The organism is Stenotrophomonas sp. NA06056, from assembly GCF_013364355.1.
Classification (GTDB): Bacteria; Pseudomonadota; Gammaproteobacteria; order Xanthomonadales; family Xanthomonadaceae; genus Stenotrophomonas.
This window is the reverse complement of the sequence record NZ_CP054931.1, coordinates 4,231,852-4,254,693: the sequence shown is the minus strand read 5'-3', so window position 1 is coordinate 4,254,693 and position 22,842 is coordinate 4,231,852. Positions and strand designations below refer to the sequence as shown.

Sequence of the window (22,842 nt, the reverse complement as noted above, 5' to 3'; positions counted from 1 at the left end):
GCTCTACAGGGAGCCTGCGCGGCATCCAGGCCGCATCGGGTGCATCAGTTCAGGTCGATCACCCGGCCACCGACCACCACCTGCTGCAGGCGCAACTCCGCATCCAGTACCACCAGGTCGGCGCGGGCGTCGGGCGCAATGCGGCCGCGATCACTCAAGCCTAGGTAATCGGCGGGGAAGGTGGACACGCGTTGCGACGCGTCAGCCAAGTCCAATCCCACCTGCACCAGATTGCGCAGCGCCTGGTCCATCGTCAGTGCACTGCCGGCCAATGAGCCGGTGGCCAGGCGCACGCAGCCGCCGCACTTGTGCACGCGCTGTTCGCCCAGCGCGTACTCACCATCGGGCATGCCCGTGGCGGCGGTTGCGTCGGTCACCGCGTACAGGCGTGGAATCGCGCGTGCGGCCAGGCGGATCACGCCGGGATGGATGTGCTGCAGGTCGGGAATGATCTCGGCGTACTGCGCATGCGCCAGTGCGGCCGCGGCGATGCCCGGTCGGTAGTGGTCGACGCCGGTCATGCCGTTGAACAGATGGGTGAAGCCGGAAGCACCCGCCTGCAATGCGGCTACGCCTTCCTCGTAGGTGCCGGCGCTATGGCCGAGCTGCACGCGGATACCGAGTGCGGACAGCGCGGGAATCAGCGCAGTGTGCTCGCCGATCTCGGGCGCCAGCGTCATCACCCGGATCGGTGCTAGTGCGTGCAGCTGCTGTACCAGCGCCATGGTCGCCTCGATCGTGCGGTTGGGTTGCGCACCCAGGCGCTGCGGGCTGATGAACGGCCCTTCCAGATGCACGCCGACGATGCTGGCGGCGTCTGCATCGGGCGCTGCCATTGTTGCCGCAACGCCCTGTAGCGCGTATTCGATCTCGTCCAGGCCGGCGGTCATGGTGGTCGCCAGCAGGGTGGTGGTGCCGAAGCGCGCATGGGTGCGGGCGATGGTGCGGGCCACATCGCCGCCCTGCATCAGGTCGACGCCGGCCGCACCATGCACGTGCAGGTCGATGAAACCAGGCAGGATCACCGGCAGCTGCGGGTCATCGCCGCCGCTGTGGTCGTCCACCTGCAGTTGGCGCACGTGCGAGTCGAACTGGACCTGGCCGCGGCGCCAGCCGAGTGGGGTGAGGATGCGGCCATGCAGGGAGCGGATGTCGGTCATGCGGGGGGCTCGGCGATGATCACTTCGATGCCCAGCCGCTGCAGCCCTTCGCGGGTTGCGTCGTCAATGCCGGCGTCGGTGATGATGGCGTGGATCTGATCGAGGCGGGCGATGCGGTGCAGGCTGACGCGGCCAAACTTGGAGGCGTCGGTCAGCACCACGATGCGCCGCGCGCGTTCGACCATGCGGTGATTGAGGCGGGCTTCGGCCTCGTCGTGGGTGGTCAGGCCGAACTGCAGGTCCAGGCCATCCACGCCCAGGAACAGCGTGTCGAAGCTGTAGGAGTTGAGGCTGGCCTCGGCCTGGCTGCCCTGCAGCGACAGCGATTGCTGGCGCAGCAGGCCACCGGTCAGCAGCACGGTGATGCCGGCGGCGTTGGCCAGTTCCCAGGCGATGTTCAGGCCATTGGTCATCACGGTTACATCGCGGTGTTCGCGCAGGTGGCGGGCCAATGTCATCGTGGTGGAGCCGGAGTCGATGATGATGTTGTCACCGGCCTGCACCAGGCGTGCGGCCGCCGTGCCGATGGAGTCTTTCAGCGGCAGGTTCAGCGCATCCTTTTCGTGGATGTCCTGTTCCTGTGGCGGCGTACGCACCAGGTTCGCACCGCCGTGCGTGCGCGTGGCCAGCCCCTGCGCTTCGAAGTGGGTCAGGTCGGCACGGATCGTCACCGCCGACACGCCGAAGCGTTCGACCAGATCGGCCACCTGCACCGAGCCGTGCTCGATCAGCAGCTGCAGGATCTGTTGCCGGCGGGAGCGGGTGTTGCGCATGGCCATTCTCGGTTTCGCAGGGAAAGGTAGAGATTAGCCGTTCGCAAGTACGGCGGCAGCCGAGCTTGCGTTGTGCTTGCGCGATCCGGCCTGGTTGGCGCTGCAGGCCCGGGCATATTCGCCCAGGCACAGGCCGATGCGATGCTGCACCAGGGCAGCAGGCGTATTGGCCAGGGTGCCCTCGCGCACGGCGCGGTACTGCTCGGGCAGGTACTGGCTGAGCAGCACCAGCGGTGGCGCGTGCTGTTCCAGGTTGGCGAACAGGGTCTGCACGGCCTGCACCAGCGTCGGCTCGCCCCAGTAGTAGCGGCAGCGGTCGCTGAAGGAATAGCTGCGCAGCAGGCGCAGGGTTGCTTCGTCACCCTGGTAGTAGGACTGCCAGGACTTCGGCTGCGCCAGCATCACCTCGTCCAGCACCTGCGGCAGGCGCGAGCACTGCGCGGCCGGCAGCAGCTCGGCTTCGATGGCCGCCAGCGCGAACAGCGCTTCGCGGTAGGCGAAGGTGGCCGCGGGGCCGACCTTGAGGATGGCGAAATGGTCGCGCACCAGGGCATGCAGGCCACTTTCGCGCTGGTAGTCGGTGGAATGCGCTTCGAACACGATGCGCGGCTGCTGTTCGAGGAAGTCGGCCAGCGTGCTGGCGGCGGCAGCATCGTACTCGTGCACGCTGCTGTGGTCGAAGTCCACGCCGGGCTGCACCACCATTGCCAGCACACGCTGCCACGCATCACGCAGCTGCGGGGTATCGAAGGCCTGCTGGTGGATGGCCAGGGTCTGTGCGGCCGCAGCCGGCGTGGTCACCTGCAGGCCACCGGCCAGCGAGGCTTCGCCACCGGGAATCGGCACTTCGGTGCCGATCACGTAGACCGGCGGCGGCAGGCCGTGTTCGGCGGCGGTGCGCTCGGCGATCTCGGCCAGCTCGGCCGAACGTGCAGCGACGATGGCGTCGGGCAGCGGCACCGGGTCATCGGCGCAGGACATGCTGCAATCGAGGTGGATCTTGTGGAAACCGGCGGCGACGTAGGCTTCGATCAGCACGCGCGCGTGGGTCATCGCTTCGGCGGCCGGGCGCTTCTGCCAGGCATTCGGGCCGAGGTGGTCGCCACCCAGGATCAGCCGCTCGCGCGGGAAACCTTCTTCATCGGCCAGCGTGCCCACGTAATCGCGGTACTGCGGCGGGGTCATGCCGGTGTAGCCGCCGAACTGGTCGACCTGGTTGGAGGTGGCCTCGATCAGCAGCACGGTGCCGTGCGCCAGCGCCACGTGCATGGCCGCACGCAGCACCTGCTCGTTGCTGCAGCAGACGCTGTACAGGCCGACGTTGGCACCGGCGCGGTGGGAGGCAAGCAGGGTCTGCAACGGGGACATGGTCAAGCTCCGGTCAATCAGGAAAACGAGGGTTGGCAGGCCAGCAGGGCGGCACCGCGTGCGCCACCGGCATCGCCGAAGCGCGGCGGTACGATGGGTGGCACCTGCACGCCGTTGAACAGATGCGCGGCGATGGCCGCGGGCAGCAGCTGGTACAGCGGTGCGTATTGGGAAAGACCGCCACCGAGCACGATCACGTGCGGGTCCAGTGCCAGCACCAGTGCGGCCAGGCTGTGGCCGAGCAGGTCGCGATGGATGTCCAGCGCCTGCCGTGCACGCGCATCGCCGGCTTCGGCCAGGGCGATCACCACGCTGGCCTCGGCAGCGTCACCACCGAGATGGCGCTCGATCATCGCCAGGCCACTACCGGACACGTAGCGCTCCACGCAGCCTTGCAGGCCACAGGCGCAATCGATCAGCGGCAGGCCATGGCGCTGCAGCAGGTGACCCGGCACGCTCCAGTGGCCCCATTCGCCGGCCAGGCCGTTGAAGCCGGACAGCAGGCGTCCCTGCAGGCAGAAGCCGCCACCGGCACCGGTGCCGAGGATGGCGCCGAACATGCTGGGATAGCCCTCGGCGGCGCCACCATGCGCTTCAGAAAGCGCGAAGCACTGCAGGTCGTTGCCGAAATGCAGCGGGCGCTGCAGGCGTGCCTGCAGATCGGCCGCCACGCATTGGCCGGTCAGCGCCGGAACATTCGCGCTGAGCTGGCGGCCGCTGCGACGATCACGCACGCCGGGCAGGGCGATGCCGATGGCCGCATCGCTGCGACCCAGCGCGGCATCGGCTTCAGCGACCAGTGTCACCACCGCCTGCAGGAAGCTGTCGTAGTCACCCTGCGGCGTGGCCACCCGGCGCCGCCAGGTGACCTGCATCGCCGCATCGCACACCACCAGCTCGGTCTTGGTGCCGCCGATGTCGATGCCGTAGCAGGCGTTGGCGATCAGCTCAGCCATGGTGGATGGTGACACCCTTGACCACGCGGTTGACGGTGCCGTCCGGGAACGGGTTGTCGGGGGTCAGGCCAAGTGCGGCCGAACGCTGCAGCGCATACAACTGCGCAAAGCCCAGCCACACCGGCGCAAGCCACGGATCATCCAGCGCCGGCACGGTGAGGGTGTAGTCATCGTCGGCGCCGATATCCGAATGCGGTCCAATCGACAGCACCTGGCCGGCCACGCCGTCGCGGCGCAGTTCTTCCAGCAGATCCTGTTCATAGCGGCGCGCCAGCGGCTGCCCGCTGCGCAGCACGACCACCAGGGTACTGCCGTCCAGCGTCGACTTCGGGCCGTGGCGGAAGCCGAGCGGGGTGTTGGCCAGCGCCAGCACGCGGCCGGCGGTCAGCTCCAGCACCTTCAACGCGGCCTCGCGTGCGAGTGCTTCCAGCGGGCCGCTGCCAAGGTAGATCACCCGGTTGAACGGGCGTTGCGCCAGCGCGGCTACCGGCGCGTCCCACTGCGCCTGGCCTTCGCGGGCGAGACCGGCAATCTGCTTCAGGCGCGCCACGCGGGTATCCCAGGGCGAGCGGTCGAACACCGTCAGCGCGGCCAGCAGCATGCAGGTCAGGCTGCTGGTCATGGCGAAGGCACGGTCGCAGCTGGCCGACGGCATCAGCAGCGTGCAGGTATCGGCGCGGCCGGCGCCGCGACGGGCCAGTTCGCCATCGGCATTGCAGGTGATGTCGAGGAAGCGTGCATCGTCCACGTCGCTGCGCACGCGGTCGACCGCCGCCACGCTCTCCGGGCTGGAACCGCTGCGGCCGAACGAGACCAGCAGGGTCGGACGATCGCGCTGCAGGTACAGCGACGGATGGGTCAACAGGCTGGTGGTATGCACCACGCGCACGTCGGCCGGCCACTGCGCGTTGATCGCATCGGCCACCATTTCGGCGATGAAGCCTGAACTGCCGGCGCCGGTGAACAGCACGCGCTGGTTCGGGTCATTGAGGCTGTCGCCGAGGAAGGCCTGCAGGCGGTCGCGGGCACGCGACAGATCCTGTGCAAGGGCTTCCCACAGCGCCGGCTGCTGGGCGATTTCGGTAGCGGTATCGGCTCCGCCGCGGCGCTGCCAGGCGGACAGATCGGAAAGCAGGGTGACGTCCATTCGGAGGTTCCAGTTGGGCCAGCGCACCATCTGTGTTTTCTTTCGAAATGTCAAATACCGAAAGTAAAAAGAAAGATATTGCGTTGCCGACTTTCCCGGCGCGGCATGCCGCTGGAAACGAAAGAAACCGCCAGATGCCGTATCGCACAATGCTTAACAGGGGCCTGCAAGCGCTTACACAAAGTATTGCAACGCAACAACTTTCGTTTCATATAAATATATCTTCCTTTTTCCTTTCAATTTGTTGACATCTTTCGAATCGCTGCCCTAGAGTCGGCCCAACCGCTTTCGAAACGCCCGGTGAACGGGTTGGGAGTCCGTGTGGAAATCTGCGTTCGTCGTTCGCCACTGCTGCTGGCCCTGTTGCCGGCATTGCTGTCGGCGTCCCTGTCGGCCCAGGCCGCACCGGTCGGCAACCTGCGCTCGGTCAGCGCCAGTGCCAGCACCGACGGCGTGAGTGGCTGGGACCTGCAGACCGACAACGGCACGCGCATCCGCATCGAACTGCCGGCCGCCGACATCATCCGCGTGCAGGCTGGTCGCAACGGCAAACTGACCGGTGCCGGCGACAAGGCCGCGCCGATCGTACTGCCGCAGCCCAAGGCCAACGTGCAGGCGCAGCTGGAAGAAGACGCGCAGGAAATCCGCGTGCGCACCGACGCATTGGTACTGCATGTGCAGCGGCAGCCGCTGCGCCTGCGCCTGGAACGCCTGGACAACGGCCAGCCCACCGCGCTGTGGCAGGAACTGCAGCCGTTGGACCTGGATGCCGCGCAGAGCGTGCAGGTGCTGTCCTCGCAGGCCGATGAAGGCTATTACGGTGGTGGCCAGCAGAACGGCCGCTACCAGTTCAAGGGCCGCGAACTGGAAGTCTCGTACTCCGGTGGCTGGGAAGAGGGCGATCGCCCGAGCCCGGCACCGATGCTGCTGAGCAGCCGTGGCTGGGGCATGCTGCGCAACACATGGAGCGACGGCAGCTACGACCTTCGCCAGAGCGACCAGGCCACCCTGCTGCACCGCGAAGACCGCTTCGATGCCTACTACTTCGTTGGCGCCGATCTGCCGAAGCTGATCGAGCGTTACACCCAGCTGACCGGCCGCCCGAACATGGTCGCGCGCTGGGCGCTGTCCTACGGCGATGCCGACTGCTACAACGACGGCGACAACAGCAAGAAGCCCGGCACCGTGCCCGAAGGCTGGAGCGACGGCCCCACCGGCACGACCCCCGATGTGATCGACAGCGTGGCCAAGCAGTACCGCGCCAACGACATGCCCGGCGGCTGGATCCTGCCCAACGATGGCTACGGCTGCGGCTACAAGCAGCTGCCGGAAACCGTGAAAGGCCTGGCCGGGTATGGCTTCCGCACCGGCCTGTGGACCGAGAACGGCGTCGACAAGATCGCCTGGGAAGTGGGCAAGGCCGGCAGCCGCGTGCAGAAGCTGGACGTGGCCTGGACCGGCAAGGGCTACCAGTTCGCGATGGACGCCAACCGCCAGGCGTTCAACGGCATCCTCGACAATTCCGATTCGCGCCCGTTCCTGTGGACGGTGATGGGCTGGGCCGGCATCCAGCGCTATGCCGTGGCCTGGACCGGCGACCAGAGCAGCAGCTGGGATTACATCCGCTGGCACGTGCCGACCCTGGTGGGTTCGGGCCTGTCCGGCATGGCCTACGCCAGTGGCGATGTCGATGCGATCTTCGGCGGCAGTGCCGAGACCTTCACCCGTGACCTGCAGTGGAAGGCGTTCACCCCGGTGCTGATGGGCATGAGTGGCTGGTCGTCGAACGCGCGCAAGCACCCGTGGTGGTACGACGAACCCTACCGCAGCATCAATCGCGACTACCTGAAGTTGAAGATGCGCCTGACCCCGTACATGTACGGGCTGGTGCACGAGGCCGCGCAGACCGGTGCACCGCCGGTGCGTGGCCTGATGTGGGACAACCCGCGCGACCCGCACGCGCAGGATGAAACTTACAAGTATCAGTTCCTGCTCGGCCGCGACCTGCTGGTGGCGCCGGTGTACCGCAGCCAGGCCGCCAGCCGTGGCTGGCGCCGCGACATTCACCTGCCGGCCGGCGGCTGGATCGACTACTGGGATGGCCGCCGCGTGCAGGCCGGTGCCGATGGTCGTCAGCTCGACCGCCAGGTGGACCTGGCCACGCTGCCGCTGTTCGTGCGCGCCGGTGCGATCCTGCCGATGTACCCGTCGATGCTGTTCGACGGTGAGAAGCCCTTGGATGAAGTGACCTTCGACCTGTACCCGCAGGGCGACGCGCAGTACACGCTGTACGAAGACGATGGCAATACGCGCCGCTACCAGCAGGGTGAGTCGAGCACGCAGCTGATCCGCGTGCAGGCGCCGGCGCAGGGCAGTGGCCCGGTGCAGGTGCAGATCGATGCAGTGCAGGGCCAGTACAACGGCCAGCTGGCGCAGCGACGCTACGGCCTGCGCGTGCTCAGCCGGCAGGCGCCGCGTGCGGTGCAGGCCGCTGGCCGCGCGCTGCCTGCGCTGGCCGACGCAGCCGCATTCAACAGCGCCAACGAGGGCTGGTACTTCGACGCCAAGGAGCGTCGCGGCACCCTGCATGTACGCACTTCTGCGCAGGACATCCGCCAGCCGCTGCAGCTGCAGCTGGACTTCGCGGTGGCCGCCGCAGCCGCCGACGATGCCTACCCGGCCGCGCCGGTGCTGGGCCGTGAACTGCCGGCCGACAGCCTGCTGGTGGTCAACCGCCCGGCCGAAGAACCCGGCCATGCGCTGGAAAATGCCTTCGATGATGATCCGGCCACCTGGTTCCGCAGCGTACGCAATCAGGCCGTCCGCACCGGCGCCCATGAGTGGGTGATCGGCTTCGGCGAACGCAGGATGATCGACGGCATCGACATCGCGCCGCGCAACGACAAGAACTGGAAGCACGGCCAGGTGCGCGACTACGAGGTGTACCTGGGCGACAGCAATGGCCAGTGGGGTGAACCGATCGCCCGCGGCCACCTGCAGCTGAAGGAAGGCGTGCAGCGCATCGATTTCCCGGCCCACGCCGGCCGCCTGCTGCGCTTCCGCGTGCTGAGCGTGCAGAACCCCGAAGGTGACGGCGCCAGCAGTAGCGATCCGATGGTCACCGCAGCGCAGGGCAGTGCGCGTGCCTTCGATGCGCTGCAGCCGCGCGACGTCGGCCCGATTGCCCTGTCCACCTTCCACATCCTTGAACACCAGGAACCGGAGCGACCGGCCCGGCAGCGCTATCTCTCCGAGCTGCCGGTGCCGGCCGCGCTGGCCAGCCAGGTGCGCGCCGACAAGGCGTTCACTGGCGACGCCGGCATGCGCATGAACGGCCTGCAGTTCCGCCGTGGCCTCGGCGTGGCAGCCAACAGCCGCATCGACCTGCGGTTGCAGGGCGGCTGGCGCCTGCTGCGTGCCGACCTCGGCATCGACGACGCCTGCCGCACGGCCGGTGGCCTGCAGTTCCAGGTCTGGGGTGACAACCATCTGCTGTACGACAGCGGCTTGGTGAAGGCACCCGGCGTGGTCAAGCCGGAGCTGGACATCCGTGGCCTCTCCACCCTGAGCCTGCGCACGCTGGGTGCGCAGGGCAGCCAACCCGCCCAGGTCTGTGCCAACTGGGCCAACGCCGTGCTGATCGGCCAGGAGGGCGACTCCGCCAGCATCGTCGCCCCATGACCGCCACGTAACACCGCTCCTCCCCCGCCCATTCCGACTACGGCCCTCACGGCCGTGGCCCGGGAGCGTTTTGCCCGCCGATCCACCATTCGCGCCGCACCCCTGCCAGGAGAGAACCCCGATGTTGCCCGCCCGCCACCACCGCCCCCCCTGTCGCTCGATCGCACCGCTGTCGCTGGCCATTGCCGGCGTGCTGCTGTCGGTCGCCGTTCCTGCCTTCGCCCAGGAGAGCAAGGACAAGGCCACCGATCTGGCCCGCATCGAGGTCACCGGTTCCAACATCCGCCGCACCGACGTTGAAACCGCCTCGCCGGTGCAGGTGATCAGCAAGCAGGACATCCAGAACATGGGTGCGCGCACGCTGCTGCAGGTGCTCGACAACCTGCCGGCTGCACGGCCCGCGCAGCAGGATTCGCGCTCGCTGTTCACCGGCTCCGACGGCGCATCGCAGGCCAACCTGCGCGGCCTCGGTGCACAGGGCACGCTGGTGCTGTTGAATGGCCGTCGCCTGTCGTACTACGGCGCGCCCGCGGGCTTCCAGACCCAGTTCGTCAACATCGATGCAATTCCCGCCGCCGCCATCGAACGCATGGAAGTGCTGACCGACGGCGCCTCGGCCGTGTACGGCACCGACGCGGTGGCCGGCGTGATCAACGTGATCACCAAGCGCAACTTCCAGGGCGCGGAGATCAGCTTCACCAACGACACCTCCTCGCGCATCGATTCCTACGGCGAGCGCCAGGCCAGCATCACCGCCGGCTTCGGTGACCTCACCGAGAACCGCTTCAACATCTATGGCGCGGTGAACATGTACCGCCGCGACGCGATCCCCCTGGCCGACTTTTATGACAAGCGCCCGGACCAGTACTACGTCAACAACCCCAACTACCTGACCAACCTGCGCCTGGGCGTGGGCAGCAAGCCAGGCGAGTTCAACCCGGGCAGCTACTTCGCTTTTGATCCGGTCACCGGCCGCCGCGTGCAGGAAGCCGCACCGGGTTGCAGGAACGTGCTGACCAGTGAAGCCGCCGGCCCGCGTTGCGTCTGGGAAACCTGGATGAACAACGAGATCGACGCAGGCGCCAAGTCCGAGCGCAACACCGCCTACCTCAACGGCACCTTCCTGGTGGGCGACAGCACCGAGATCTTCGCCGAGGCCACCTATACCGATATCGACCTGCGTGCCAACGGCGGTACACCGCGCAGCTACGGCACCACCACCGGCAACCCGACCAGCTGGTTCTCGCGCGACACCGGCAACAACGTCAACCAGTTCCTGTACCCGTTCCTGGGCCCGAACAACGAATACAACCACGCCAGCCCCGAGCTGAAGGCCATGATGGGTGGTGTGGTCGGCCTGCAGTACCTGTTGCAGGATGCCGGCGCCAACTACTTCGGCCAGCGCAATACCGACAAGAGCTACCGCGTGCTGACGGGCGCGCGTGGCAACTTCGGTGACTGGAACTGGGAAACCGCGTTCGCCACCGCCGGCACGCACTCGACCACCTACCAGACGATCAACGTCAACGTGAAGGGCTTCGAGAAAGCCTTCGGCCCGTACAGCATCGACCCGACCACGGGCCGGGTGATCATCTCCGACCATCCCGCGTACAAGTTCGGTGAAATCAGCGAGGCCAATGGTGCCCTGATCCGTGAAGCCTTCCCGACCTTCGACATCCAGTCGTGGACGCGCCTGCACACCCTGGACGGCAAGATCGAAGGCCCGCTGTTCAAGCTGCCGGCTGGTGACATGCGCGCCGCGTTCGGCTTCAACGCCAGCCGCGAAACCTTCTACACCCCCGGCAACGCCGACGCGGCCGCCGGCCTGATCACCCAGCAGGGTGGCTCGTGGTTCGATGGTGCGCGCAATACCTATGCGTTGTTCGCTGAAACGGTGGCGCCGATCACCGAGAAGCTGGAGCTGGATGCCGCCGTGCGCGTGGACAAGTACCCGAACTTCAGCGCCAACGTCGCGCCGAAGATCGGTTTCAAGTACCAGGCGTTCGACCAGCTGATGCTGCGCGGCACCTATTCCACCGGCTTCCGCGCCCCCAGCCTGGCCGAGTCCGGCAACGGCGGCGTGTACGCGCAGCTGGGCGGCTTCCGTGATGAACTGCGCTGCGCCGAGACCAACGCCATCGCCAACCTGCTGCTGAAGTCGCAGCGCGGCGGTGACGTCGATCTGGGCAAGAGCCTGCTCAACGTGGACTGCAGCCGCACCGTGGCGCGCATGACCCAGCCGAACCAGGACCTGAAGCCGGAGAAGGCGAAGATCGCCACGCTGGGCTTCGTCTACGAGCCGGCCAGCTGGCTGTCGGTGTCGGCCGACTACTGGTTCATCTACCGCGACAACGAGATCGTCGCCCCGGATTACCGCCGTGCCGAAGACATCATCTCGTCGTCGCGCTCGCCGATCACCGACAGCGATCGCGCCAACCTGGCGCAGCTGGCGGCCATGTGCGCCGACCCGGCCAGCGGCGTCAGCTGCCCGGGAACGCTGCCGGGCTACTCGGCCGGCAACGTGGCCAGCGTGGTGGGCCAGTACAAGAACCGCGGCAAGACCCTGATCGATGGCTTTGACATCGATGCGCGCAGCCGCTTCTCGCTGGGTGAGTGGGGTGGTCTGAACATCGGCCTGGCCGCGACCATCGCCAACCGCAACCGCTTCTACATGGATGAACAGAACGGCTGGTACTACGGCGACGTGGTGGGCTACTACAACAACCCACGCCTGCGTGCCACGCTGAATGCCGATTGGACCTACAAGCAGGTCACCACCAGCATGTTCGTCAACTACGTGGGCGGCACCAAGTGGGCCACCGACCAGATCGACGAAGAGAGCAACAACAAGGAAACCTGCACCGGCGGCTACCTGGCACTGCAGAAGAGCAAGTGCGATGGTGCACCGTCGTGGTGGACCGCCAACATGAGCGTCACCTGGCGCCCGGACGATGCCTGGAACCTGAGCTTCACCGTCAAGAATCTGTTCAACCGCCTGCCGTTCTACGATCCGAACAGCTTCCTGGGTGACTCCAGTGACTACGCCACCATCTTCGGCCGTGGTTACAGTGTGACCATCGGCTACCGGTTCAAGTAATTCCGTTTGCGTGACCAGGCGCGCCGGCCAAGGCCGGTGCGCCTTCAAGAGGAGAGTGTTTGCCATGAAGCGTAGGGAATTCATCGCGGCCAGTGCCGCTGTCGCCGCCAGCAGCCTGCTGCCGCAGACCCCGGCCTGGGCCCGTGGCCGCAAGGTACGCCTGGCCGTGATCGGCACCGGCATGCGTGGCCTGGTGCTGCTGAAGGAACTGGTGCGCCGCGACGACGTGGAGGTCGTTGCCCTGTGCGATATCGAGCCGATCATGCTCGGCCGCGCGGTGGAGATGGTCAGCAAGGCCGGCAAGCCCGCGCCCAAGACCTACGGCCAGGACCGCGACGTCAACGCCTGGAAGCGCCTGCTGGAGCAGAAGGGCATTGATGGCGTGATCATCGCCACGCCTTGGGAATACCACGCGCCGATGGCGATCGCCGCGATGCAGGCCGGCGTGGCCGTCGGATGCGAAGTGGTGGCCGGCATTACCCTGCAGGATCACTGGGACGTGCTGAAGACCCAGCTGAGCACCGGCACCCCATACATGCTGCTGGAAAACGTCTGCTACCGCCGCGACGTGATGGCCGCGCTGCAGATGGTGCGGCAGGGCCTGTTCGGCGAGCTGGTGCACCTGCAGGCCGGCTACCAGCACGACCTGCGTGGGGTGAAGTTCAACTCCGGTGACCCCAACCAGCCTTACGACAGTGGCGTGGAATTCGGCCCCAAGGGCTGGAGCGAAGCGCGCTGGCGCACCGAGCACTCGGTGGAGCGTAATGGCGAGCTCTACCCCAGCCACGGTATCGGCCCGTGTGCGATGTACACCGGCATCAACCGCGGTAACCGCTTCACCCACATCAATGCGTTCGCCACCAAGGCGCGCGGCCTGCACGAATACACGGTAGCCAAGAGTGGTGGCACCACCCACCCGAGCACCAAGGTGAAGTTCAAGCTCGGCGACATCGTGACTACCACGCTGGCCTGCGAGAACGGCGAGACCATCCTGCTGCAGCACGACACCTCGCTGCCGCGCCCGTATTCGATGGGCTTCCGCGTGCAGGGCACCAAGGGCCTGTGGATGGACGTGAACCATTCGATCCACATCGAAGGCCGCAGCCCGCCGCACCAGTGGGAAGAGTTCAAGACCTACCAGGATCAGTACGAACATCCGCTGTGGAAGCAGAATGCAGAAACCGCCGCGAGTGCAGGGCATGGTGGCATGGACTGGTTCGTGATCCATGCGTTCGTGGAAGCGCTGAAGGCCAAGGCGCCGATGCCGATCGACATCTACGACGCAGTGACGTGGAGTGCGATTACCCCGTTGAGCGAGCAGTCGATCGCCAACAGTTTCCAGACGCTGGAGTTCCCGGACTTCACTGCGGGGTTGTGGCAGAAGCGCAAGCCGATTTTTGCGTTTGACGGGAAGTACTGACGTTTACACCCTTCCACGCTGTGACGGAAACGCCGGGCATTGCCCGGCGTTTTTGTTTCTGCCGCCTGCTATCGATGGCGGGCGCTTATCAGAAAACTCTGAAATTCGACCTGTTCCGTAGTTTCTGACTTGAATGCGTAACCCATATCGGAGATAACCTCCCCATGCGGCCACGCCGCAATCCGGAACAGGGACGATCCGAAGCAGGGCGGGAAAGGGCAATGGCTGCCCAAGCGCCTTCGTTCCTCCCGGCGTGGTAACCGCCCAGGATGGAGAACAGGGATGTTGAAGCGATTGAAGAATTTTTCGTGCGCAGCGCTGGCGATGACCGCGCTGGGGTGCGTGGGTGCCAGTGCGGTGCAGGCGCAGGAGGTGAAAAAGGAATGGCTTGCATTGGCGCCGGGGAGTGAAAAGCGCGCGACCGAGAAGCTGGCACAGCGTGACGTGGAGGCTCGATATGAGCGTTATCAGCAGTATGGTGCGTTCAGTTGGGAGGTGCGCGGTGTTGCATCGCTCCCCGGCAAGGTGATCTATGACTACGCGATCAAGCCTGCCAAGCTGATCAAGACCGACTGGGTGTACAGCTACAGATCCCAGGAATACAACTCCCCAGAAGAACTGTCTGCTGCCTTGAAGGCAGAAGTGCCTCAAGTACCTTCCTGCCCGATCACGCAGGTAACAATTGGAGAGGACTGGGAAGGCATTCCCGGGGGCGGCGCAGGTGCGGGCGCGGATGGCAGCAACACCGGCGAGCACGGTGGAGCTACCGTTGACTTCTACTATCTCAACCCGAGTACTTCAACTTGCGAGCTGATAGGCGGAACCCGCTATCTTCAGCGCAAGCGTGAAGTCAAATGCCCGAACATCGACAGCACCATCATGACCTGGCAGGCAGCCAAGGGTATGTGTGCGATGCCGCCTTCGCTGGATACCGGCATGCTTTCGATGATGCGGAAGTATACAAGCTCCCCAGTCGCCAAACAGTGTGACACGCCTGGCAATCCTTGCGATCCGACCACGGGCGACAAAACCCAACCTGAGCCGGACTTTGATCTGGGCTGGATCAGTTTTCGTCGCCACTATCACTCGCTGACAAGCACGCCCGGCGGTGCGCTGGGTACGGGCTGGACGCACTCGCACAATCTGCGTCTTACCCTCGGGGTTGACAGCAGCATCTTTCCGCCGGGGACAGAGCTGAAAGTGGGCTTCTTGAGCGAGGATGGCACACATGGTGCGTTCCCAAAGCGCGGCGCGTACTACGAGTCCAACGATGGCAGTGGGGATCGTGTCGTCCAGCAAGGAGCAAGCTGGCTGATGTCGCGCTCGCGCGAGCGCATCGTGTTCAGCGCTTCCGGCCTGATGGAGCGCCGCGACTTCGAGGACGGCACTTGGCTGGTTTACACCTATGACGAGCAGAAGCGGTTGCTTGGCATCTCTCATTCCACGGGTCGCCAACTGCAGATGGAGTATGCCGTCCCCGGAAACGACTCCTTGATCTCTGCCCTGCGGGTTTCCGGGCAGATAGTGGTGGCCTATACCTATACGCCCGCAGGTGAGCTGTCGACGGCTACATATGCCGACGGTGAGTCGCGAAGCTATCACTATGAGGATGCTCGCTTCCCAGCGTATCTCACAGGAATCACCGCCGAAGACAATCGTCGATACAGCTGGTACGCCTATGATGACAAGGGACGCGTCTTCTGCAGCCGGCATTCTGGTGACTGCACCGGAACGGATGTCGGTGTTGATGGGATTCATCTGGATTACACCACCGCCGGTCCGGTCATTGTGACTGACGCGCTGGGTAAGCAGAGTACCTACGGATTGACGGCTGCCGATGGCAGCGGTCTTCCACGCAAGGTCAATGGCATCACCGACAGCAGTGGCACCGCCGGTCGTACCTACCTCGCAGAGGGCACGGACTTCCGCCGTCGACTGCAGTCCCTCACCGATCGGCGTGGCGTGGTCACCCAGTACGCCTACGCCGAGGCCAGCGACCCGACCGCCGGTGCAGTAGCCGTGACAACGACGACGGAAGCGGCTGGAACACCCCAGCAACGCATCAGTGAGACGCGTGCCGCGCTCGACAGCAATCGCCTGGTGCAGCAGACCGTCGGCAACCAGGAGACCCGTATCACCCGCAACGCGCGCCTGCAGCCGACCAGCGTCACCGTGCGCGATACCACGACCAACCAGACCCGCGTGACCACGCAGAACTACTGTGAGGCCGAAGGTCCGGATTGCCCACAGGTGGGCTTGCTGCGAAGCATCGACGGTCCGCGTACGGACGTTACCGATACCGTGACCTATGCCTGGTACACCGCCGATGATGCAGGATGTGCGACCACCGGTGCCTGCGCGTTCCGCAAGGGTGATCTGCGCAGCATCACCAGTGCGCTGGGCCATACCGTTGAAACACTCGCTTACGACGCGTTGGGTCGCCCGCTGTCGGTGCGCGATGCCAATGGCGTGGTGACCGACTACACCTATCATCCACGTGGCTGGCCGACGTCGATCACCGTGCGTGGCGCCACTACTGCCGAAGACCGCAGCACCCAACTGAGCTATTGGCCCACCGGCCACGTGCAGCAGGTCACCGAGCCCGACGGCAGCAGCGTCACCTATGTCTACGACGCGGCCCAGCGGCTGACGGACATTGCCGACAGTGCCGGCAACACCATTCACTACACCCTGGACAACGCCGGCAACCGTCTGCAGGAAAATACGGTCGATGCAGGGGGCACGCTGCGCCGCACGCTGGCCCGTGTCTACAACACACTCGGACAGCTGACCACGCTGAAGGATGCCGGCAACAACGCCACCGGCTTTGCGTACGACGCCAATGGCAATCCGCAGTCGGTCACCGATGCACTGCTGCGTGAGACGACCCAGCAGTACGATCCGCTGAACCGGCTGGCGCAGACCCTGCAGGACGTGGGCGGTGTCGCTGCGGAGATCCGCTCCAGCTACAACGCGTTGGATCAGGTCACCCAGGTGACCGATCCGAAGGGGCTGCACACCACGTACGCCTACAACGGTTTTGGTGATCTGACCGGGCAGGTCAGCCCGGACAGCGGGAGTGCTACTTTCACTGTTGATACTGCTGGCAATCGCAAGACCCGCACCGATGCACGGGGCGTGACTGCCACCTACAGCTACGACGCGCTCAATCGGCTGGTCGGTATCGCCTATCCGGACCCCAACCTCGACGTGGGCTATCACTACGACACCGCACCCGCGGTATGTGCCAGCGACGAGCGTTTCGCCAAGGGCCGCCTTGGCCAGGTGCTGCATGCCAATGGCAGCACCCTGTACTGCCATGATCGCTTCGGCCAGGTCACCCGCAAGGTGCAGACGATCAATGGCGTGGCCAGCACGCTGCGCTATGCCTACAGCAAGTCCGGTCGCCTGACTGCGTTGACTTACCCGGACGGAAGTGTGGCGGACTACGCACGCGACGCCTTGGGTCGTATCAGCCAGATCGGCCTGACCCGCCCGGGACAGACCCGGCAGGTGGTGGTCAACAACGTGACCTACGCCGCCTTCGGCCCGGCGACTGGCTGGACCTATGGCAATGGTCGCCAACTGCAGCGCCCGCTGGATCTGGACTACCGTCCTCAGGCGGTGCATGACCCGGCGGCAGGCGGCCTGTCACTGGGCTACGGCTACGATCCCGTTGGTTCGATCACCGAGCTGAAGAGCGGTGCTGGTTCTGAGGTTCTGGCCAAATACGCCTACGACACACTCGGCCGCCTGACCCAGACCCAGGATGGCGCCACGGGTACGCCGATTGAAACCTATGGCTACGACGCCACCGGCAACCGTACCTCGCTGACCACCTCGGCCGGGACCGCAAGCTATACCTATCCGGCTGACAGCCATCGCCTGATTGCCGTGGATGGTCAGGCGCGCAACCAGGATGCCGCAGGCAACACCACCAGCATTGGCGGAAAGACGTTCGCCTACAACGATGCCAACCGCATGAATGCGGTGAAGCAGGGCGCTGCTGTAGTGGAGAGTTACGGCTACAACCATCGCGGTGAGCGCGTGCTGCGCAGCCCGGCTGGCGGCGATGCTCAGACCACGGTCTATGACGAAGCTGGGCAGTGGGTTGGCAATTTCGCAGCGACAGGTCAGGCGCAGCAGCAGGCTATCTGGCTGGACAACTACCCCGTGGCGCTGATCCAGACACCAGCCACGGGCGTGCCGGAGCTGGCGTACATCCAGCCCGATCACCTGGGTACGCCGCGTGTGGTGATCGACCCCGTGCGCGATGTCGCGATCTGGGCGTGGAGCAACAAGAGTGAGGTGTTTGGCGATCAGGCACCGGTCAATGACCCGGACAGGGACGGTGTAGCGTTTGATCTGGCGCTGCGCTTCCCAGGCCAGCAGGCGACGGATGCGAGTGGGTTGTTCTACAACTACCAGCGGGAGTACGAGCCGGGGGTGGGGCGATACTCGCAGAGTGATCCGATTGGGCTGGACGGAGGTGTGTCGACATACTCGTATGTCGAGTCGAATCCAATTTCAAACCTGGATGTATTGGGTTTGGAGTCTGGGCAGTTCCAGTTCGGAAAGTATCGAATGAAGCAGCCTGAGGCGCCACCGGCGACAGACATCGGTGATGCGCTCGTGGCGGGTAAGATACTTTCGAGATATAACTCTGAGATGAAGTCGAGGAGCATAAATGGTGCAGATCAGTTCTATCATTGCTTAGCGGCTTGTCGAGCAACTCAAGTAACAAGTAACCCCCGAGTTGTGTTGGAGCTAATGGCACTGAAAGAAGTTAAGGACTACTATGCGGGCCGAGTCGGCCTCTACGGGGATGGCCGTCGAAGGAGTCATTCAGAGATGCAAAGAGATAACTCGGGAGACATGGCCGCAAATCGCCAAGGAGCCGCGTGCAAGCTGGGTGAGGATTGCGCAAGGCGTTGTTCCAGCTATGTTCCGGTCTCGTCTCGTGTTTTTCTGAAGAATTACATTCCGGAGTGGAAAGGTGAAGAGTAAATCAAATGGATTGGCATTTTCACTATCAATGGTTGCCTTTGTCATTTCTGGCTGCAGCCAAGCGGGGCGTAGCTATGATTCGCTCTCAAAAATAGTTAACGAAGGTGACCTGTCTGTCGCAAAGGCTGCAGCGATTCCTGATGATGCTTCCTCTATCAATATTCGGTCGGATGCTGAGACGGGCCTCTACTATGTTTCATATGATACAAGTCATGCGGTGCGCTACATAGATGAAAGTGGGATGTTAAGGGTTGGCAAAGGGCTTGCACCTCTGATTCGCGATTCGCTTGGTTTTGCAGCTAAGTTGCCGCCCAATATCGATCTTTACTACAGGTGCATTATTTCCCTTGCTCCTCTGCCGGATGTTCGCGAAAACTATCATGAAATAATAATGATGGGATCGGACGGTCGGCGGCAGTACCTGTGGAATCGTCTCAATGACGGGGATTTAGAGGCTATCCTCTGCCGACCTGTTGGGAATGGGGGACGCCAGTTTTGAGGCAAGCGTGCGCGGAGTTGGCCTTCAGACAGGCCGGATCGGCCACAATGGCATCCGAATTGAAGCGCGGTGCGGGCCCATAGGCGCAGGTCAAGTATGCCTACGGCACGCTCGGCCGATTGATCCAGACGCAGAAGGACACGGCCGGCGAACTGTTTGAGACGCATGGCTGCGCGCGACCTGCAACGGCGCCTTGACGACCACCTCGATGGGGAATGCCATGCTTGGGCAGACTCCGCTGCAAGCGACAGACACGAATGCTCAGATGGGTGTTGTATGGGATCAGGTAAGAGCACATCCCCAGCAAAGTGCAATTGCTGCCGGTGTGGTGGCGTCAAAGTATCCAGCGCAGAAAGCAAGCCGAATTGCTTCGGCTGGGGCGGTTAGCATGATTTATTCTTATCCTGCTGTCCTTTCGGTTTCTGCGCTTGTTGCCTATGGATCCGGTTTCAAGGCGGCACATCAAAATCCGCAAGCTGTGCCTGCGGCGGCCGTTGTTGGAGAGGAGGTTTGCAAATGATGCGACTGTTATCGTTCTCTTGTACTGCCTGTGGCACAGAAGGTCAGAGATTTTCGGTGCTTGGCTGCCTCGAAAGGAGGCCTAAAACTATCTGCAGTCATTGTGGCAGTACGATTGAATCCGGCTTAAGTGAGCTGTCTTACGTTGCATTGATCTTCTATGCAAACGGGTTGACGCTTGTGCTTGCTCTTCCATTTATTTTTTCCTTTGTGGGGGGGCAGTGGATAAGCGCTACCGCGCTGACCTTGCTGTATTTGCTACTGCTGGCCATGCCCGCAAGTATTTTTCACGCGAGGTCAGTCGTTGTACAGGGATGCTGACGCCTTCCATCTATGCCAGATGCATCTCGGCTCGATCCAAGAGGATGCCATCATTGCTCCTGCTATTTCAGTGGGGCGATAGCGACTAGTCGCGACGATTGGAGGTCTCGTCTGTATTGTTGCCCTATCCCGAGTAGCGCGCCGCGATCGCTCTATACCTATCGCACCTTGGTCCGTACTCTCGCCAGCGGCCGCGCTGTCCGCTGCTTGTGTGGAGTGGATCGAACTGATGGGCTTCTGATCTATGGTGCACATGTTAGAGGCCGTCCCGGATGTGGCTGGACGCGCTCATTTTTCCTGGCCTTAATCGGAGGGGTGGTTTTGGGCGGATGTGACAATGGTCGTTTGGGAGAACTGCAGTCAAAGCCCATCTACGCTGAACTGAGCAGTGCATACTACGGTGGGATGTGCGAGGGTGAGGCCAGTCCAAGCGCTAGCACTGAGAGTGTTCGTGCGCTGCGCATTGGTATGATTGCCGGTGATTGCGCATTGCTTTATTTGGATGGAGTAGATAGGGCTGGTGAACTCGTGATCTATGGAGCGAAGACTGGGGCCCGTCCTGAATGTTCCGAGTTGGTTCGGAAGCTTGAGGTCGAACGGGCAAGTTCGGCCGTTCTCGCCAGAGCGAGAGAAATATGCAAATGATAATTTCCAGCCATTCCTCGTATCACCTTCAGCATGCAGATGAGCGAAGATTTCCGCTGGTTCTGAACAGTATCGGGGGGAGGTTGGGCGTCGAAGCGCTGAAGTGCGCCGAAGCGGCTGGGGAGTGCTGGTGCAAGGTCAAATGAGGATGAGTACAAAGAGTCGATTGAAGATATGCTTCGTCCTGGCTTCGCTTGATTTCATGAGCGTGCTGCTTCCACCTTTGACAGGTTGGAGGTTGTGCATTCTCATTATCGCTGGGTCGATGCTGAACTTGGTTATGATGTACCTGGTACTGAAAGGTGTAGCTCCGCTGATAAATGGCGTCGAGCACGGACGAAATGTGGCATTATCAAAGCGGTGGATAACTGCGATCGGGGTGGCTGGGACGCTGGTTGTTGTTGCGTCCGGATCCCAGGGGGGTATTGAGAGGCAAGCCATACCATTCCTTTTGAGTGGGTATGTGCTGCTGCTGATCGTCCCTGGAAGAGTTATGAGCTTGGCTGTTGCTCGAAGAATGGACGAGGTTGATGGCTAGTAAATCGAAGCGAATAGTTTTGGATCGCAAATCGATTTCAGGGATGGCGTCGCACGCAGGAGGCGCGCTATTCGTGAGAATTATTCAGCGAGCGTTGCCTTGAGCAGGCGTCAGAAGATCGCCGAGGTGCTGAAAGCTGTCCTTTACGTTTTGGGCGGGCCCTTGGTATGGATAACAAAGTCGGGAAAAAATAATTGATCCGAAATAATGGTCGTCATTCCTGATGGGATGGCCATGATTCCGTCGGTTCGATCACCGGGTTGAAGAATGGCACTGAATCGATGGTGCTGGCCAAGTACGCCTACGACGCACTCGGCCGCCTGACCCAGACCCAGGACGGCGCGACGGGCACGCCGATTGAAACCTATGGCTACGACGCCACCGGCAACCGTACCTCGCTGACCACCTCGGCCGGGACCGCAAGCTATACCTATCCGGCTGACAGCCATCGCCTGATTGCCGTGGATGGTCAGGCGCGCAACCAGGATGCAGCGGGCAACACCACCAGCATTGGCAGCAAGACATTCGCCTACAACGACGCCAACCGCATGAATGCGATGAAGCAGGGCGATGCTGTGGTGGAGAGCTACGGTTACAACCATCGCGGAGAGCGCGTTCTGCGCGCACCGGCCAGTGGCGATGCGCAGCTCACGGTCTATGACGAAGCCGGGCGGTGGGTTGGCAACTATTCGGCCACCGGGCAGGCGCAGCAGCAGGCGATCTGGCTGGACAACTACCCGGTGGCGTTGATCCAGACAGCAACTGCAGGCGTGCCGGAGCTGGCCTACATCCAGCCCGATCACCTGGGTACGCCGCGTGTAGTGATCGACCCCGTGCGCGATGTGGCGATCTGGGAGTGGAGCAACAAGAGTGAGGTGTTTGGCGATCAGGCACCGGCCAATGACCCCGATGGGGATGGTGTGGTGTTTGATCCGGCGCTGCGCTTCCCGGGGCAGCAGGCGACCGATGCGAGTGGGTTGTTCTACAACTATCAGCGGGAATATGACCCGGCGGTGGGGCGGTACTCGCAGAGTGATCCGATTGGTCTGGAGGGAGGGATCAGTACGTTCGCGTACGCAGATGGGAGTCCGACAATGAGCGTGGATTCGTTTGGGTTGCAGTCGAGAGACCTTGAGTACATATATAAATATTCCGGCGCAACGCCTCCTCCTCCGAGCGCTTATCCACGGGGATACAGGCAGGGGGCCCAAGATTTCGTGAGAAACTATATCGACATGAGGATGGCTAACACGAAGCTCCAAGATAAGTACTTTCATTGCAAGGCAAACTGTGAGGCTGCTCAGCGCGGACAAGGCGGGAAAGCGGCTGCTTGCAATATGAGCAATGCACGGGAGATATTTGATCAGCGGGTCAAGGGGGACTCATCTGCTGCGTCGGCTGCAGATCAGCGGGCCAATATATTTGGCCGGGAACACGCGGGCGAGGGTTCATGCTCTGATGTATGTTCACCATTCAGGCCTAATGGGTTGCCGGAAAAGTATTGAAATGAAAAAATACTCAAAGATCGTTGCCCTCCTCAGTGCAATTGCAGTGATCGTTGCCCTTGCTTTCTGGCTTCAAGGACAAATGGCTATTGACGCCTGTTTGGATGGTGGAGGGAGCTGGAACTACTCGACGAGCCAATGCAGCATGGGACATTGACAGCCCCAAAGGTTCAGGTGAATGCATCTCTCCTCTCCAATCTTGTTGC

12 protein-coding genes and 1 pseudogene are annotated in these 22,842 nt (G+C 63.2%); 8 read left to right on the top strand and 5 right to left on the bottom strand.

The features are described 5' to 3' along the window. Window positions 1-44 precede the first annotated feature (44 nt). Genes nagA through HUT07_RS19190 form a run of 5 tightly spaced genes read right to left on the bottom strand, consistent with a single transcriptional unit; the run spans window position 45 to window position 5,404 of the window. On the bottom strand, window positions 45-1,160 hold the full coding sequence (gene nagA, locus HUT07_RS19210) for an N-acetylglucosamine-6-phosphate deacetylase (RefSeq protein ID WP_176022247.1): 1,116 nt from the start codon (window positions 1,158-1,160) through the stop codon (window positions 45-47). Beyond that, on the bottom strand, window positions 1,157-1,933 hold the full coding sequence (locus HUT07_RS19205) for a DeoR family transcriptional regulator (RefSeq protein ID WP_176022246.1): 777 nt from the start codon (window positions 1,931-1,933) through the stop codon (window positions 1,157-1,159). The genes nagA and HUT07_RS19205 overlap by 4 nt, the downstream gene beginning before the upstream one ends. A 33-nt stretch (window positions 1,934-1,966) precedes the next feature. Then, the gene (locus HUT07_RS19200) at window positions 1,967-3,301 is read right to left on the bottom strand and encodes a D-tagatose-bisphosphate aldolase, class II, non-catalytic subunit (RefSeq protein WP_176022245.1); all 1,335 of its coding nucleotides are present in this window, start codon (window positions 3,299-3,301) and stop codon (window positions 1,967-1,969) included. 17 nt (window positions 3,302-3,318) lie between these two features. Continuing rightward, the gene (locus tag HUT07_RS19195) at window positions 3,319-4,257 is read right to left on the bottom strand and encodes an ROK family protein (RefSeq protein WP_176022244.1); all 939 of its coding nucleotides are present in this window, start codon (window positions 4,255-4,257) and stop codon (window positions 3,319-3,321) included. Further along, window positions 4,250-5,404: an SIS domain-containing protein gene (locus tag HUT07_RS19190; RefSeq protein WP_176022243.1), complete on the bottom strand. Its 1,155-nt coding sequence runs from the start codon at window positions 5,402-5,404 to the stop codon at window positions 4,250-4,252. The genes HUT07_RS19195 and HUT07_RS19190 overlap by 8 nt, the downstream gene beginning before the upstream one ends. Before the next feature lie 321 nt (window positions 5,405-5,725). Between HUT07_RS19190 and HUT07_RS19185 the strand changes: the two genes are divergently transcribed. The 8 genes and pseudogenes from HUT07_RS19185 (at window position 5,726) to HUT07_RS20500 (ending at window position 22,636) form a co-directional block, all read left to right on the top strand. Further along, the gene (locus tag HUT07_RS19185; protein WP_176022589.1) at window positions 5,726-9,085 is read left to right on the top strand and encodes a TIM-barrel domain-containing protein; all 3,360 of its coding nucleotides are present in this window, start codon (window positions 5,726-5,728) and stop codon (window positions 9,083-9,085) included. Between the two features lie 121 nt (window positions 9,086-9,206). After that, window positions 9,207-12,182 carry a TonB-dependent receptor gene (locus HUT07_RS19180; protein WP_176022242.1) on the top strand — a complete coding sequence of 992 codons (2,976 nt, stop codon included), beginning with the start codon at window positions 9,207-9,209 and terminating at the stop codon, window positions 12,180-12,182. Between the two features lie 64 nt (window positions 12,183-12,246). After that, complete coding sequence (locus HUT07_RS19175) at window positions 12,247-13,602, top strand: Gfo/Idh/MocA family oxidoreductase (protein ID WP_176022241.1); 1,356 nt, start codon at window positions 12,247-12,249, stop codon at window positions 13,600-13,602. 282 nt (window positions 13,603-13,884) lie between these two features. Then, a complete protein-coding gene (locus HUT07_RS19170; RefSeq protein ID WP_217706649.1) occupies window positions 13,885-18,609 on the top strand; it encodes an RHS repeat-associated core domain-containing protein in 4,725 nt (1,574 codons plus the stop codon). After that, entirely contained in the window at window positions 18,599-19,108 is a 510-nt protein-coding gene (locus tag HUT07_RS19165; protein WP_176022240.1) for a hypothetical protein, read from the top strand. Before HUT07_RS19170 ends, HUT07_RS19165 begins: the two co-directional genes overlap by 11 nt. Window positions 19,109-19,301: 193 nt before the next feature. Next, window positions 19,302-19,628 carry a hypothetical protein gene (locus HUT07_RS19160; protein WP_176022239.1) on the top strand — a complete coding sequence of 109 codons (327 nt, stop codon included), beginning with the start codon at window positions 19,302-19,304 and terminating at the stop codon, window positions 19,626-19,628. Between the two features lie 1,733 nt (window positions 19,629-21,361). Continuing rightward, window positions 21,362-22,249 (top strand): annotated as a pseudogene (locus tag HUT07_RS19155) (RHS repeat-associated core domain-containing protein); the annotation flags it as partial. Continuing rightward, window positions 22,226-22,636, top strand: a complete 411-nt coding sequence (locus HUT07_RS20500) for a hypothetical protein (RefSeq protein WP_303246020.1) — start codon at window positions 22,226-22,228, stop codon at window positions 22,634-22,636. The pseudogene HUT07_RS19155 and the gene HUT07_RS20500, both read left to right, overlap by 24 nt. Window positions 22,637-22,842 lie beyond the last annotated feature (206 nt).